The 12,878-nt window shown below is 39.6% G+C and carries 10 protein-coding genes and 3 pseudogenes; 4 read left to right on the top strand and 9 right to left on the bottom strand.

The window, feature by feature from the left end; genetic code table 11:
- Positions 1 to 109 precede the first annotated feature (109 nt).
- The 3 pseudogenes from BA1_RS19410 to BA1_RS19755 all read right to left on the bottom strand — a co-directional run.
- Positions 110 to 175, bottom strand: a pseudogene (locus tag BA1_RS19410) (hypothetical protein); the annotation flags it as partial.
- A 35-nt stretch (positions 176 to 210) separates the two neighbouring features.
- Positions 211 to 345: pseudogene (locus tag BA1_RS19760) on the bottom strand (DnaB-like helicase C-terminal domain-containing protein); the annotation flags it as partial.
- 171 nt (positions 346 to 516) lie between these two features.
- Positions 517 to 717: pseudogene (locus BA1_RS19755) on the bottom strand (DnaB-like helicase N-terminal domain-containing protein); the annotation flags it as partial.
- 473 nt (positions 718 to 1,190) lie between these two features.
- Here BA1_RS19755 and BA1_RS06370 point away from each other — a divergent pair.
- Entirely contained in the window at positions 1,191 to 1,652 is a 462-nt protein-coding gene (locus BA1_RS06370; RefSeq protein ID WP_008356877.1) for a YkyB family protein, read from the top strand.
- A gap of 35 nt (positions 1,653 to 1,687) precedes the next feature.
- On the opposite strand, the gene BA1_RS06365 is transcribed toward BA1_RS06370, so the two are convergent.
- The 3 genes from BA1_RS06365 to BA1_RS06355 all read right to left on the bottom strand — a co-directional run bounded on the left by BA1_RS06365 (position 1,688) and on the right by BA1_RS06355 (position 4,646).
- Positions 1,688 to 2,596: a chemotaxis protein gene (locus tag BA1_RS06365; RefSeq protein WP_008356874.1), complete on the bottom strand. Its 909-nt coding sequence runs from the start codon at positions 2,594 to 2,596 to the stop codon at positions 1,688 to 1,690.
- Between the two features lie 73 nt (positions 2,597 to 2,669).
- Positions 2,670 to 3,980 carry an MFS transporter gene (locus tag BA1_RS06360; RefSeq protein ID WP_008356872.1) on the bottom strand — a complete coding sequence of 437 codons (1,311 nt, stop codon included), beginning with the start codon at positions 3,978 to 3,980 and terminating at the stop codon, positions 2,670 to 2,672.
- Between the two features lie 126 nt (positions 3,981 to 4,106).
- Positions 4,107 to 4,646, bottom strand: a complete 540-nt coding sequence (locus BA1_RS06355; protein ID WP_008356870.1) for an RDD family protein — start codon at positions 4,644 to 4,646, stop codon at positions 4,107 to 4,109.
- A gap of 301 nt (positions 4,647 to 4,947) precedes the next feature.
- Here BA1_RS06355 and BA1_RS19280 point away from each other — a divergent pair, with 301 nt between their 5' ends.
- Entirely contained in the window at positions 4,948 to 5,100 is a 153-nt protein-coding gene (locus BA1_RS19280) for a hypothetical protein (RefSeq protein WP_008356868.1), read from the top strand.
- 64 nt (positions 5,101 to 5,164) lie between these two features.
- Here BA1_RS19280 and BA1_RS06350 read toward each other — a convergent pair whose 3' ends face one another.
- Complete coding sequence (locus BA1_RS06350) at positions 5,165 to 6,049, bottom strand: cation diffusion facilitator family transporter (RefSeq protein ID WP_008356865.1); 885 nt, start codon at positions 6,047 to 6,049, stop codon at positions 5,165 to 5,167.
- 294 nt (positions 6,050 to 6,343) lie between these two features.
- Here BA1_RS06350 and BA1_RS06345 point away from each other — a divergent pair, with 294 nt between their 5' ends.
- Positions 6,344 to 7,516, top strand: coding sequence for an aminotransferase A (locus tag BA1_RS06345; RefSeq protein ID WP_008356863.1), 1,173 nt, complete (start codon positions 6,344 to 6,346; stop codon positions 7,514 to 7,516).
- A 24-nt stretch (positions 7,517 to 7,540) separates the two neighbouring features.
- On the opposite strand, the gene BA1_RS06340 is transcribed toward BA1_RS06345, so the two are convergent.
- Together BA1_RS06340 and BA1_RS06335 are read right to left on the bottom strand one after the other, a co-directional pair.
- Positions 7,541 to 9,370, bottom strand: a complete 1,830-nt coding sequence (locus BA1_RS06340) for a PAS domain-containing sensor histidine kinase (RefSeq protein ID WP_008356861.1) — start codon at positions 9,368 to 9,370, stop codon at positions 7,541 to 7,543.
- A 156-nt stretch (positions 9,371 to 9,526) separates the two neighbouring features.
- On the bottom strand, positions 9,527 to 11,650 hold the full coding sequence (locus BA1_RS06335; RefSeq protein WP_008356859.1) for a peptidoglycan D,D-transpeptidase FtsI family protein: 2,124 nt from the start codon (positions 11,648 to 11,650) through the stop codon (positions 9,527 to 9,529).
- A gap of 337 nt (positions 11,651 to 11,987) precedes the next feature.
- Here BA1_RS06335 and BA1_RS06330 point away from each other — a divergent pair, with 337 nt between their 5' ends.
- Positions 11,988 to 12,788, top strand: coding sequence for a CAP domain-containing protein (locus tag BA1_RS06330; RefSeq protein ID WP_008356857.1), 801 nt, complete (start codon positions 11,988 to 11,990; stop codon positions 12,786 to 12,788).
- Positions 12,789 to 12,878: the final 90 nt, after the last annotated feature.

The raw sequence follows: 12,878 nt of genomic DNA, 5'->3' as shown, positions 1-12,878 counted from the left end.
TTTTTAGCAGGCTTGGATGGTGCTGCTTTTGTTGGTTTAATAATTGGCTTTTGATTTGTGTGAGCAAAGGCGACCCCGCAACAAGAACGGACTTACCGCCTTTACGTGACATGCTGATATATGCTTTTGTAAATCGTCTATATCCTGTTTCTTTGACTCGCCAGGCAAATATCATATAGACAATGAATTTTTGAAAGAGTGCTAATGACGTACATTCAAACATAAGGCAGATTTTCCTACGGATGGACGAGCGGCGATGATTATAAATTCTTGCCGCTGAAAACCCGACGTCATTCGGTCCAATTCAGTCAAGCCGCTAGGCATACCAGTTACATCACCTTTAGGCGTTTCTAACCCTTGATAGATTTCAACTAGGTCATTATTGATAGACCCGTCGTCGTCCGTGCCTGTCGCATCCTCTAAACTCATGAGAGAGCTTATACCCTCTTTTATAGTTTGACTCATATCGTCGCTATTAGAAGATACTTTTAGCAAGACGTCCACTTTCGCAATTTCTCACTTTTTCCAATACTGAATCATTAAATTTTCATAGAACGCTTGTTTTGCTGTAGTGATTGAGGCATTCATCAATTCAGTTAAGTATTTTCTCCCGCCGATCCCCTTTAGATTTTCTCGTCCCACATGCTCAATAACTGACACTATGTCAATAGGATCGCCGTTTTTATCCAGCTTTTGAAAGGCTTTGTAAATGCAATGGTGTAAAGAGTTAAAGCTTTCCTTAAGTCATCCTTTAAAAGAAGAAGATTACATATTCATTAGTCGGACAAATGAAAAACTAGATCACCTAACTCACATCATTATGCTGTAAGTTGCCGAGAATCAAAATCTAAAGAAAATGAGCGTTCATGTTTTAAGAGACACTCATGCGACTATACTGATAAGCAAAAGAAGACCAGTTAAAGTAATTGCTGATCGTCTATAAAATACCCTCAAATGATGAATGACATATATCGCTATCTTTCGAAGAAATATAAATAGAATCAGTTGAAGTTTTTGTAAAGGCTATGAATTTATCATTTGGGGGGATTCTAAAACATTAAATTTTTTAATCCCCCCTAACTCCTTTATACCAAAGGTTTTCTTTTTACAATAACCCTATTTGCAATTTACTAATAAAAACGTATAATTTATACTAAGCACAGGAAGACGAAAGACAAAGGAGAGAAAAAATGGACGATTATGCTCATACTAAAGACATAGAACCTACAGCAGAAAACATCGCAAAAGCCATTTATACTGTTAACCGCCATGCTAAAACCGCACCAAATCCCAAGTTTCTTTATCTTTTAAAAAAACGTGCGCTGCAAAAACTATTGCAAGAAGGTAAAGGAAGAAAAGTGGGCCTACATTTCTCTAATAATCCCAAATATAGTCAACAACAGTCCGACGTGCTGATTGAAATTGGAGATTATTATTTTCATCTGCCACCAACCAAAGAAGACTTCGAATTTTTGCCACACTTAGGCAATTTAAATCAATCATATCGCAACCCAAAAGCGAATATGTCATTAAATCGAGCAAAACAAATACTTCAAACGTATGTCGGTTTAAAAGAAAAACCCGCCGCCACAAAACAAAAATCACATTATACAAAGCCCGTCTTCAAACGACTAGGAGAAAGTTATTTTTAAACAGAAAAAACCACTCAGAGCGAGTGGTTTTCTCTTTAGATAATAAACTGGTCTACCTTTTCAATCAACTGGTGAATTTCTGGTTTACTAATTTGATCATCTGCACCGATGGTTTCTCCTTTATGCCGCAGGTCTTCAGTGATTAAAGAAGAGAAAATGAGAATCGGGATGGACTGTGTCAAAGGATTGTCCTTGAGCAGTTTTGTTAATCGATGACCATCCATTTTTGGCATTTCGATATCTGTAATAATCATATCAATTTCATCTGTGACACTGATGCCTTTGCTAACAAGATCCATGACATGATCATATGCCTGTTTGCCATCCTCGAAGGTGACAATGTTTTTATAGCCTGCTTCGGTTAATTCATTCGTTAATAAACGCATGAGAAGCGGAGAATCTTCAACGACATAAAGCTTCTTCCCTGTTCTTCTCTCGTCTTTTTCACCGTCAAACATATGGTACGTATCCACTCCGGAAGCAGATTCAATATCATAAATGATTTTTTCGTAATCTGGAAGGAAAATCATTTTTCCATCAAGCTTAATGATCCCTGTTAAATGACGGTCCATTCCTTGATTGAGTGCAGTTGGCTTTTCAATCTCTTCCCAGCTGACGCGGTGAATTTGTGACACCGTTCCTGTGTGGAACACAAACTTCCGTTGGTTGAATTCAGTCACAATATATTTCTCTTGTTCTGACTGATCTGACTCGACATTAAAAAAGGAAAATAGATTGATGACTGGTAAAATCTCGCCTCGTAAACTAATCATACCTTCTACATCTTGATGAGAGTGCGGTACAACTGTCACCTCAACTGGCTGAATGATTTCTCTTACTTTCATGACATTAATGCCGAATTGATTTGAACCAATTTCAAACTTTACAATTTCCAATTCATTTGTACCAGAGTCAAGTAAAATTTCTTGTTTGTTTAAAGCCACGGAAATCCCTCTATTCTTCAATATAAGATTGTACTTTTTATATCGGCAGCATGGGTAAAAAGTTGACGTTTCTTTACGCTTTCTCTCGCACGAATTGATGAATGATAAGTCCTATGGCTGCAAGGATAAGTAAAGACCCCAGTGCAAGACGACTTGCGAGATTCCCGTGTTCTGCAAATAGCAGTGTGACAGAGCCATAAATGATAGGACCGACAATGGAAGACACCTTCCCCGAAAACGCAAAGAGGCCAAAGAATTGCCCTCGTTTTTCCTTAGGTGTCAGCTCGATAATCAGTATGCGCGATGCCCCCCAGCTTGCGCCAAGTGAAATCCCAAATAAACTGCCCGCTACCCAGAAGACCCATTCGGCCGAGGCTGTGACAGCTAAAATCAGTGCCACAATTAAAATGACATACACGACTGTAATCGATCGCTTTGCCCCGATGGCCTTTGTGATATATCCAAATAGAAAGGAGCCAATGATACTTGAAATCGTGGATACAAGATAAAGCAAAATAAATTGTCCAGCGGTAAAGCCAATGATGATTTTGGCATAGACAGCCATCATTGCAATCGCTGTCTGTAAGGCATCATTCATAAAAAAGAAGGCGATCATAAAAATAAAGGCCGGCTTGTATTGCTTCATCTCTTTAAACGTTTGAATAATCTCTTTATATCCGCTAAAAAAAGACGCCTTCTTCTCTTGCTGTGGCAGCGGATGAGGATCTTTCACAAAAAAGAGAAAGGGGAGAAAAAAGAGAAAGAATAAAAGTGCTGTCGGAATAAAAGCTTCATGAAACTGGTCATTTCCTACAAGTAAATAAACAGAAAGGCCAACAAGTGTACCTAAGTAGCCAACGGCAATACCGAAACCAGAAATAAGTGGTATTTCATCCTTTGTCCCAAGATCGGGCAAAATGGTGTCATAAAAAACAAGACTAGAGTGATAGAAAAATTTAGCGATGACAAACAAGGTAACCACTACTAATAAGGAGACAGGCACACCAAACCATTCGCTTGAAAAATCAATCCCAGCAAAGATTCCCATCAAAAACGTACAGGCAATACAAATCAGGGTAAACACCGTAATATAACGCTTCTTTTTTCCCGTTCGATCAATCAGTACACCGTATAAAGGCGTAAAAATCACGAGAAAAAAGCTTGCGAGTGCATTCGCATATGAAATAAATGTACTGGCGATCTGGTCCATTCTCGCACTGTTCCCTATTGTTTCCTGCAAGTAGAACGGGAAGAAAATGGTGATCATATTGGATGAAAATATTGTATTTGCAAAATCATAAAGCGCCCAGGCCAGCACAGGTGCTGTTAAAAACAGTCCAAAGCCTGCCCCCTTTTTTTGAACGGTCTTTTTCTCTCTTCTCAATATACTTGACTCCCTTCCCTGCCTTATTTTTATCTATCATTCTACTTTATGTGACGTTTCCTTCTTCCATACAAGCGATCTATACAAAAAGCACCCCTTACAAAACAAAAGAGGTGCTTCTTTTCATTATTTCTTCACTACAATGGTACTTGCCATCAAATCGTGAAGTGCTTGTTTTTTTTCTGTGAAAAAGGCAATGATGTAGCCAATACATAAGATTGGAGACAAGAAGCCTTTTGCAAAAAATCGGCCTGTAGCGCGTCCGAATGTTACTTTTTCGCCTGTTACTTTTGTCACTTTGATCCCAAGAGCCATCTTACCAAGAGTTCCTTGCAGCTTTGATGTTTCCATCAACGCATAATAAAGCCAAGTCACTAAAATACCGATTAAGATCGCTGCTGCGTAGAAAACGATAAGTCCCATAATGACTGCCCATTCTTCATCCGTCATCACGGTTGTCGAGTAGTAATAGCTGTCATCATACATCATAGCTGCTGCCTCAGGGCTTAAGACAAAAAAGAGTGTTGCCAAAATAAACATGATGATTGAATACGGTACACTGATAATGACCCCGTCCAAAAGATGAGCAAGAAAACGATAACCCACTCCTGCTAGTTCGGGATGCTTTTTTTCTTGAATGGGTGCTTCTGAAATGTTTGTTTCCATCCTATTTCTCCTTTATTATGTATGTTTTCTATAAATTTCTTATAATCATACGTTATTATATCTGATGAATATAGCAAGATCAATGAAGCCTTACACTTTTACATGAATTTCAGATTAGTTTTTCAAGTTCCGTTTATATGAATAAATACTGAAAATTTGTGAAAATCATGGTATTTCTAGTTCTTTTACCTCCTGATTTTTTAACATTTTGTGATATTTTCGTTTTGCTTCGATTCTTCTGTTGACAATCACGTTTCACATGGTACAATAGTCAAGGATTTTTTAAAGAAAGGTGTTCATGATGGGAACTGTCGTACTATTAAAGAACAACGAAATGACTGTGATTGAAGATATTTGCGAAGCTGATTTTTTAGACATGAAGCATGGTTTGTCAGATGAAGACGCCGCTTATATCTCTTGGTATGAAGATTACGATACTGCTTATGGATATTGATTTCATTTCATAGATGAAACATAAAAAAAGGCGATTCAACCTGAGAGTAGGTTGATCGCCTTTTTTATGTTTGCGTGCTTCTTTCCGTTTCAGGTTCTACATGAATAAAGATTTGCGCATGTGGAAACTTCTGCTGAATGTTCTCTTCAATTCGATCACATAATTGATGAACATCTTCGATGGTTGTTTTCCCATGAACAATCAAATGGAAATCAATATATTCTTCTGCACCAGATCGTCTTGTTCGAAAGTCATGATATTCAATAAATTCTTGGCTGAATGTTTGAATAATATCCTCTATCGATTGTTCTTCCTCTGGTGTTAATCGTGCATCGACAAGCGGCGGGAAGGCTTCTTTCATGAGTTTAAACGCTTCACGCATAATAAAGAGGGCAAGAACCATTCCGATGATTGGATCAAGGAAATACCAGTCTGTTAATGCAACCAGTAATAAACTAAATGCCACCCCTAACGAAGTATAAACATCTGTTAAAAGATGCAGCGCATTCGATTTCATAGCAACAGAATGCACACGCTCTGCCTCTTTGTTCACGACTCTTGACACAACAAAATTGATGAGCGCTCCAATCAGCATGACCACAATGCCAAGTACAGGCAGTTTAACAGGCTCTGGATGCAATAATTTATGAACACATTCATATATGATCCAAATTCCAGCCACAAAGATCAACAAGGTCTCAATGGTACCAGAAATATTTTCAACTTTCCCATGACCATAAGGATGTTTGGCGTCTGCTGGCTTTCTTGAAATACGAACAGAGATAAATGCAATAAAAGAGGCCATTAAATCGAGAAAGGAATGAATGGCTTCTGATAAAACCGCAACAGATCCAGTTAACAGTCCTACAATGATTTTAAGGACCACAACAAACGTATTACTAATTACGGATAGAAAGGCTATTTTCGATGTCTTTGCTGATTGTTCCATCTATTATCGTCCTCCTTTAGGAGATCGTTTGTCTGTGAAGGCAATTCCCATGACTTGTTTCTCGCGTTCTTTCAGTTTATACCGTTTTGCCTTATTCTAATCATCTTAAGCAGAGCTGTATTTTCCGAGCAGGTTACGCTATAATAAATGTTGCTCTTTCTACATATATCACTCATGCTGTGATGGATAGGAGAATAGACTACATATAACGATATCCGAAGCCTTTCCACAGGTGACATTTATGCAGTGAATGGTAAAATAGGATAAAAACATAAATTTTTAAGGTGATGAGAAATGGAGCATTTGCTGAATCCAAGAGTAAAGGATATTGAAATTTCAGGCATTCGAACATTTTCAAATCTCGTATCTTCATATGAGGATGTCGTTTCATTGACCATAGGTCAGCCCGATTTTTATACGCCGCATCATGTCAAAACAGCTGCCAAAACAGCGATTGACGAGAATTTCACCTCGTATACTCATAATGCTGGATTTTTAGAGCTAAGACAAGCGATCCAGCAATATATCAAGAAGAAAGTCCATCTTGATTATGATGCAGAGTCAGAAATCATTGTCACTACAGGTGCGAGTCAGGCAATTGATGCCGCGTTTCGGACCATTTTGACTGAGGGCGATGAGGTCATCCTGCCTGGCCCGGTTTACCCTGGCTATGAACCGATCATTCGAATGTGCGGCGCGGTGCCCGTGCATATCGACACAACGAATGCTGGCTTTAAATTAAATGCCAAGCTGATTGAGGAAGCATTAACGGAAAAGACAAAGTGTGTTGTCCTGCCGTATCCTTCAAATCCTACTGGTGTCACTCTGTTAGAGGAAGAACTGAAAGAAATTGCCCAGCTTCTTGAAGGAAAGGATATTTTTATTCTATCTGATGAAATTTATAGTGAGCTGACATTTGATCGGCCGCATCATTCCATTGCCTCTTTTTTAAAGGAACAGACGATTGTGATCAATGGGTTGTCAAAATCTCACAGCATGACCGGATGGAGAATCGGCTTTTTATTTGCTTCAGCTCCTATTGCTAAACATGTATTAAAAGTACATCAATATAACGTGTCTTGTGCCTCGGCTGTCTCACAAAAGGCGGCACTTGAAGCTGTAACAAATGGTGTGGATGATGCACTCATTATGCGAGAGCAATATAAGAAAAGACTCGATTATGTATATGATCGGCTCATTTCTATGGGGCTTCCGGTCATTAAGCCATCAGGCGCTTTTTATATTTTTCCATCCATTGAATCGTTTGGAATGAGTTCATTTGATTTTTGCATGGAGCTGTTAGAACGAACAAGACTTGCTGTCGTACCTGGTTCTGCTTTCTCTCCACTCGGCGAAGGATATGTGCGCCTTTCCTATGCATATTCACTTGAAACGCTAAAAGAAGGACTTGACCGTCTAGAACAATTTGTACTTGAAAAACGGGCCATACGCTCAACAGACGGATAAACAACGGCTCTCTTGCCGTTGTTTTTATTTTGCTGGAAACATGATGTGAAACACGGTCCCCTTCTCAGGCTGACTATCCACACGGATCGTCCCGTTGTGATTTTCTAAAATATTAAATGTCACCATAAGCCCTAGTCCTGTGCCTTTTTCTTTTGTGGTTAAAAAGGGCTCACCTATCCGCTTCATCACTGATTCAGGAATGCCGACCCCTTCGTCTTTAATCGTGACAAGTATTCCATCTCTTTCTGCTTTGGCCTTAATGTCTACCCTTCCTCCGTCCGGCATGGATTCTACGGCATTTTTGATTAAGTTGATAAACACCTGCTTGAGCTGATTTTGATCCCCATTCATCAGGAGATTCTCCTCGATATCACTTGTGTTCATCAAAATTCCATTTAAGTTGGCCTGTGTTTCCAGCAGAGCGGTGACTTCGCTAATGATTTTTTTCAAATCAAGCGTCTGCATTGATGCTGTTTGCTGCGGCTTGGCGAGCATTAACAGCTCACTTAAGATAATTTCAATTCGGCTCAGCTCAGAGAAGACAATCTCAAAATATTGATCACGGTCTTTTGTTTTTGGTTTAATCAGCTGTAAAAAGCCCTTGATCGCTGTTAACGGGTTCCTTATTTCATGTGCAATGCCCGCCGCCAATTGACCCGCAATTGATAATTTTTCAGAGCGCAGCATGAGTTCTTCTGTTTGTTTTCGTTCAGATATATCTCTTAAAATAATTTGAACAGCTGTTTCACCAAAAAATGTAGTCGGAATACAAACCATTTCTGTATAAATCAGCCGGTGTTTAAACGTATGGCAGCTCATCGTCACTATCTCAGAATCTGATGCTCTTTCAATAATACGAGATAAGCTCTTTTTGACTTTTTGCTGATCACATGAATGGATTTGATGAAAGATATCCTTTCCGATTAATTTATCGTAATGTTCGGCTTCAAATAATTTAATGCCCGATTCATTCATAAACACCCATTTATGATCATGGATGACCGCAATTGTATCAATTGAATTTTGGATAAGCAGCTGATACCGCTCTCTGCTTTTTTGAAGAACGGTTTGGAATTTTTTGCGCGATGAGATGTCCACTAAGAGCAAAAGCTCTGCCCGTTGATTTTGATAGATCGCAGGCGATGACTTCACCTCAATATGAACGGTACTCCCATCTTTTCGCTTCCATATTTGTTCAATCATTCCGACTGGAAGTCCTTGCTGAAGCCTTTTAATTCGGCTTTTGACAATGTCATGGTATTCCTCGGCAATAAAGTCAAACGCAGACTTGCCGATCATTTCATCTCTTGTGCATACACCCATTAATTCCAGCATCGCATCGTTCGCATATACAATTTTTCCAAGCGCCGTAATACATAACGGATTTGGCAGCATGGCAACCAAATGTTCTGCTTCACTGACATCTTGGAAATCCGGCAGACTGCCTAACGACTGTTCGGACACTTCTGTTTTTGTTTGAAATGCTGCTTTTTGTGGCTCTGCGTCCAGCACCCTCATTTTCAGGATCATTTCTCTACTTAATTCGTTGTTTAAACCATCACAAGCAACAAAATCAATGCTTGCTTCTACCCAAACAGCTGTAAGATCACTTCTAAGCAGTCTAAAGTGGCACACCTCTAGCATGTGCTGATTATAGAAATAGCTTTCGATGAGAAATTGATCTTCTGTATGAACAAAGTCTTTCAAAAAACATCCTAGTAAATCCTTTTGTTCATAAAGCAAAAGCTGCTTACAATTGGAAGAAATATAGAGAAAGCGGCCATTAGAAGAAAGAACGGCATGTAAGTCAATATTCGAGTACAGCTGATTCGAATCTTTCATTTTTTGTTCCATCGTCGTCCGACCCTCCTTTTATTTTTTTAGGGTTGTCCTTAGTTTGATGTATAAAAAGGATTCGCTAGAAAAACCGTATTTTCCTTCCAAACTCGTGTGAAACGTCCATATTTTCAGCAAAAAGGGAGCACTTTCTCTAGCTGTGCTCCCTGCTGTTTATTCTTTTTCATATTTCTTTTGTAGTTCAACGTACTTATCAACAATTTTACTCGGAATGGTTTTGATCACAGGATCTTTATCGGTTACATAAGGTGTCACGACACTAAAAGCTACCTTTGGATTAGAAGAAGGATAGTATCCGCCAAAGGTTAAGTTGTACGTGGCATTTCCCCACCAGCTGCGGTTAGCGCCATAGTAGAAGGTTTGGGCTGTACCCGTTTTTCCTGCGACATCATGCTGACCAAACCGTCCAGCAGCAGTCCCGCCAGCAGATGTCACCATTTTCAATCCCATTTTAACGCGGTCAATATCTGCTTTTGAGTTGTTAATGGTGTTCAGCACCTTCGGCTCATATTTTTTCACAACAGGGCCTACTTCTTCCTTATTCGTTGGAAGGTGAACGCTTTTCACCACTCTTGGCTGAACGCGGTTGCCTCCATTGGCGATGGTTGACATGTATTGTGCGACTTGAAGCGGTGTATACGTGTCATACTGGCCAATCGCTTCATCAAGCAAGAGTCCGCCAACTGTCTTAGGATGCGTCTGCATTCCGCTTGATTCCTGCGGCAAGTCGATCCCTGTTTTCACGCCAAGGCCGAATTGCGCATAGTAGTTTCTCATTTTTTGTAAGTGTTCAGGTCTTGCTGGCAATGGTCCATTCTTTTGGTAGGTGATACCTGCCATTCTCATCGCTACATGGAACATATAGACGTTTGAACTTTTTTGGAGCGCTCGTAGATCATTAACCCAGCCAAGATTGTTGTATGATTTCTTTGGTTTTCCATTTCCTGCAAAGTAGAGTGGTGTATCCATATAGGATTGATTGTGTGACATCCCGTCCTGATAGCCAGAGAGGACAGTGGCTCCTTTGACAACAGAGCCCATTTCGTACTGAGTGGTAAATGTTCCAATCGCATAATCGGTGACATCTCTGCCGTCCATTTTCTTTCCTGACATGGCGAGAATATCGCCTGTGTTTGGGTCCATCATCACAACAAATGCCCGGTCCATCATATAGTTTCTTGCACTAGCGGATCTCAGCTCTGATTCAACGATCTTGTCGACTTCCTTTTGCAGTTCCATATCAAATGTCAGTGCAAGATCATATCCTCTTCGCCCTTCTGTCCGCTTGATTTCATCAAGCAGCTTTCCGCCGACCTGTGTATATTGGACGGTTGCTTTTTCTGGATTTAAGAAATCCTCATATTGATATTCTAAATAGCTCTTTCCTACCCGGTCATTTCGCGAGTAGCCTCTTGCCATATAGTAATCTTCACGTTCTTTTATAATCCCTTGCTCTGGTGTCGTCACACCGCCAAGAACATTATAAAGGGTTTTTTCATACGGATATTTTCTTGTCCAGTCATTGATGACATTGACACCAGGCAGTTCATCAAGATGCTCTGACACAAGTGAGATTTCTTCATATGTCAAACTCACTGATGATGTCTGTTTTGATTCTTTTGTTTCATCGAGTAAAGCAACTTTTTCGTCCCCTTTTTTCTTTTCGTTTGGGTCCATTGCTTTAACAATTTGCGGCTCAAAGGCATATCCGCCTGTAAATCTTCGGTAGATGGCTGCAACCGCTTTTTCGGTCGCATCGTTTTCAATGGCCTTTACTTCTTTCTTTGGCACACGCTCCACTTGAAGCGGATAGACGTCTTTTGCATGAATATCCTTTTTTTCTGCCTTTGAAATAAGCTTCTCTGCTTCTTCCGGGTGGCTGGCCAGCCAAAAATCCCGAATGTCGCGCTCTCTCAAAAAGTCAGTATCCATTTTTATATAAGTCGCAAGTTTTCTTGCTACCTTAATCTTATCCTCCGCTTTCACACCGGTTTCTGATGTATAAACGATGGCAGGTACACTTTCGTTATCAACGACGACTCTTCCTCTCGTGTCATACATTTTTCCTCTTGGAGACGGGTATGATGCTGTTTTGACCTCTGTTCGATTTGCTTGCTTTTTATAATCCTCACCATTGACGATCTGCAGCACACCAAGCTTGATCACAAGTCCAGCAAATAAACTAAATACAGCGAAGAAAAAGAGATTAATTCTCCAGGCGTTCCGGCGCTTGATTTTTTTCTGCTCGGCAGCACCTTGATGCTGTTTCTCTCCCACTTATGTAAGCTCCTCTCATCCTTTCAATCTTTTACAATTACCACTCATTATTGTAACACTTTTGTAATAGTTGTTACAGCGAAACCAGTGAAAAAAAGCTGTCAATCCCTATTCTGCAAAAAAATATACTAACATTTTAAAATATTGGAATGTTTATGTCGTTTTCATTAAATGGAAGAATTCTCTATCCATTGATATCAAGAGACTCTTTCTATGATTTTAACAAAAATGACAAACACACTTTGTCAATGGAGGATGCTGGTACGTTTTTAACAAAAAGTCCATGTTATGATTTTCTGTGAGAAAACAAAACAAAGATTTTAGGAGGAGTTACAAGATGAAGAAGAAATCATTCTTTTTTTCAGCGCTAACAGCTGCTGCATTGATCACGTTCACTGGAGGACATTCGGCTGATGCGAAGGAGCTTAACCTGAAACAAGTGATAAACGTACAGCATCAAGCCATTGATCTTCATACATTAGCTGCAAAATTACATATCTCTTCAGATGTAAACAAGCTAAGCAAGTCTGACCAAAAAGAGATCGAAGCTCTATTAAACAAGCTGATCAAAAGCGGTCAACCTGTTACTGGTACAAAAGTGGTCAAAGAAGTAAACAAAGCAAAAAATGAACAAAAACAAGAATCAGTGAAAAAACCAGCTGCTTCTAAACCAAGCACTCCAGCAAAACAAAACACAACGAACAACAGCAGCACAAAAGCGGATCAAAAAGACACAACTGCAACAAAAGCGGACAGCAGCTTAAATGCATTTGAACAAGAAGTCGTTGAGTTAACAAACAAAGAGCGTGCAAAACAAGGGTTAAAGGCGCTTTCTGTCGATTCAGCATTAAGCAAATCGGCTCGTGCTAAATCACAAGATATGAAAGATAAAAACTATTTCTCTCATACAAGCCCGACTTACGGATCTCCATTCGATCAAATGAAGACATTCGGTATCACATACAAAACAGCAGGTGAAAACATTGCCCAAGGCCAGAAATCACCTCAAGAAGTGGTCACAGCTTGGATGAACAGTGAAGGCCACAGAGCGAACATTTTAAACAAAAATTATACACATATCGGTGTTGGTTATGTGAAATCTGGTAACTACTGGACGCAGCAATTCATCGGAAAATAATCATAAAAAAAGCCTGTCCCTACATGGGACAGGTCAGATTGTGGCAAAAGGGATAATATGAAATTTATTTTATTTTTTTTTATTCTTTTC

This window comes from Bacillus xiamenensis, from assembly GCF_000300535.1.
Classification (GTDB): Bacteria; Bacillota; Bacilli; order Bacillales; family Bacillaceae; genus Bacillus; species Bacillus xiamenensis.
The sequence above is the reverse complement of the archived record's forward strand: the minus strand, read 5'-3'. Positions and strand labels throughout refer to the sequence as shown.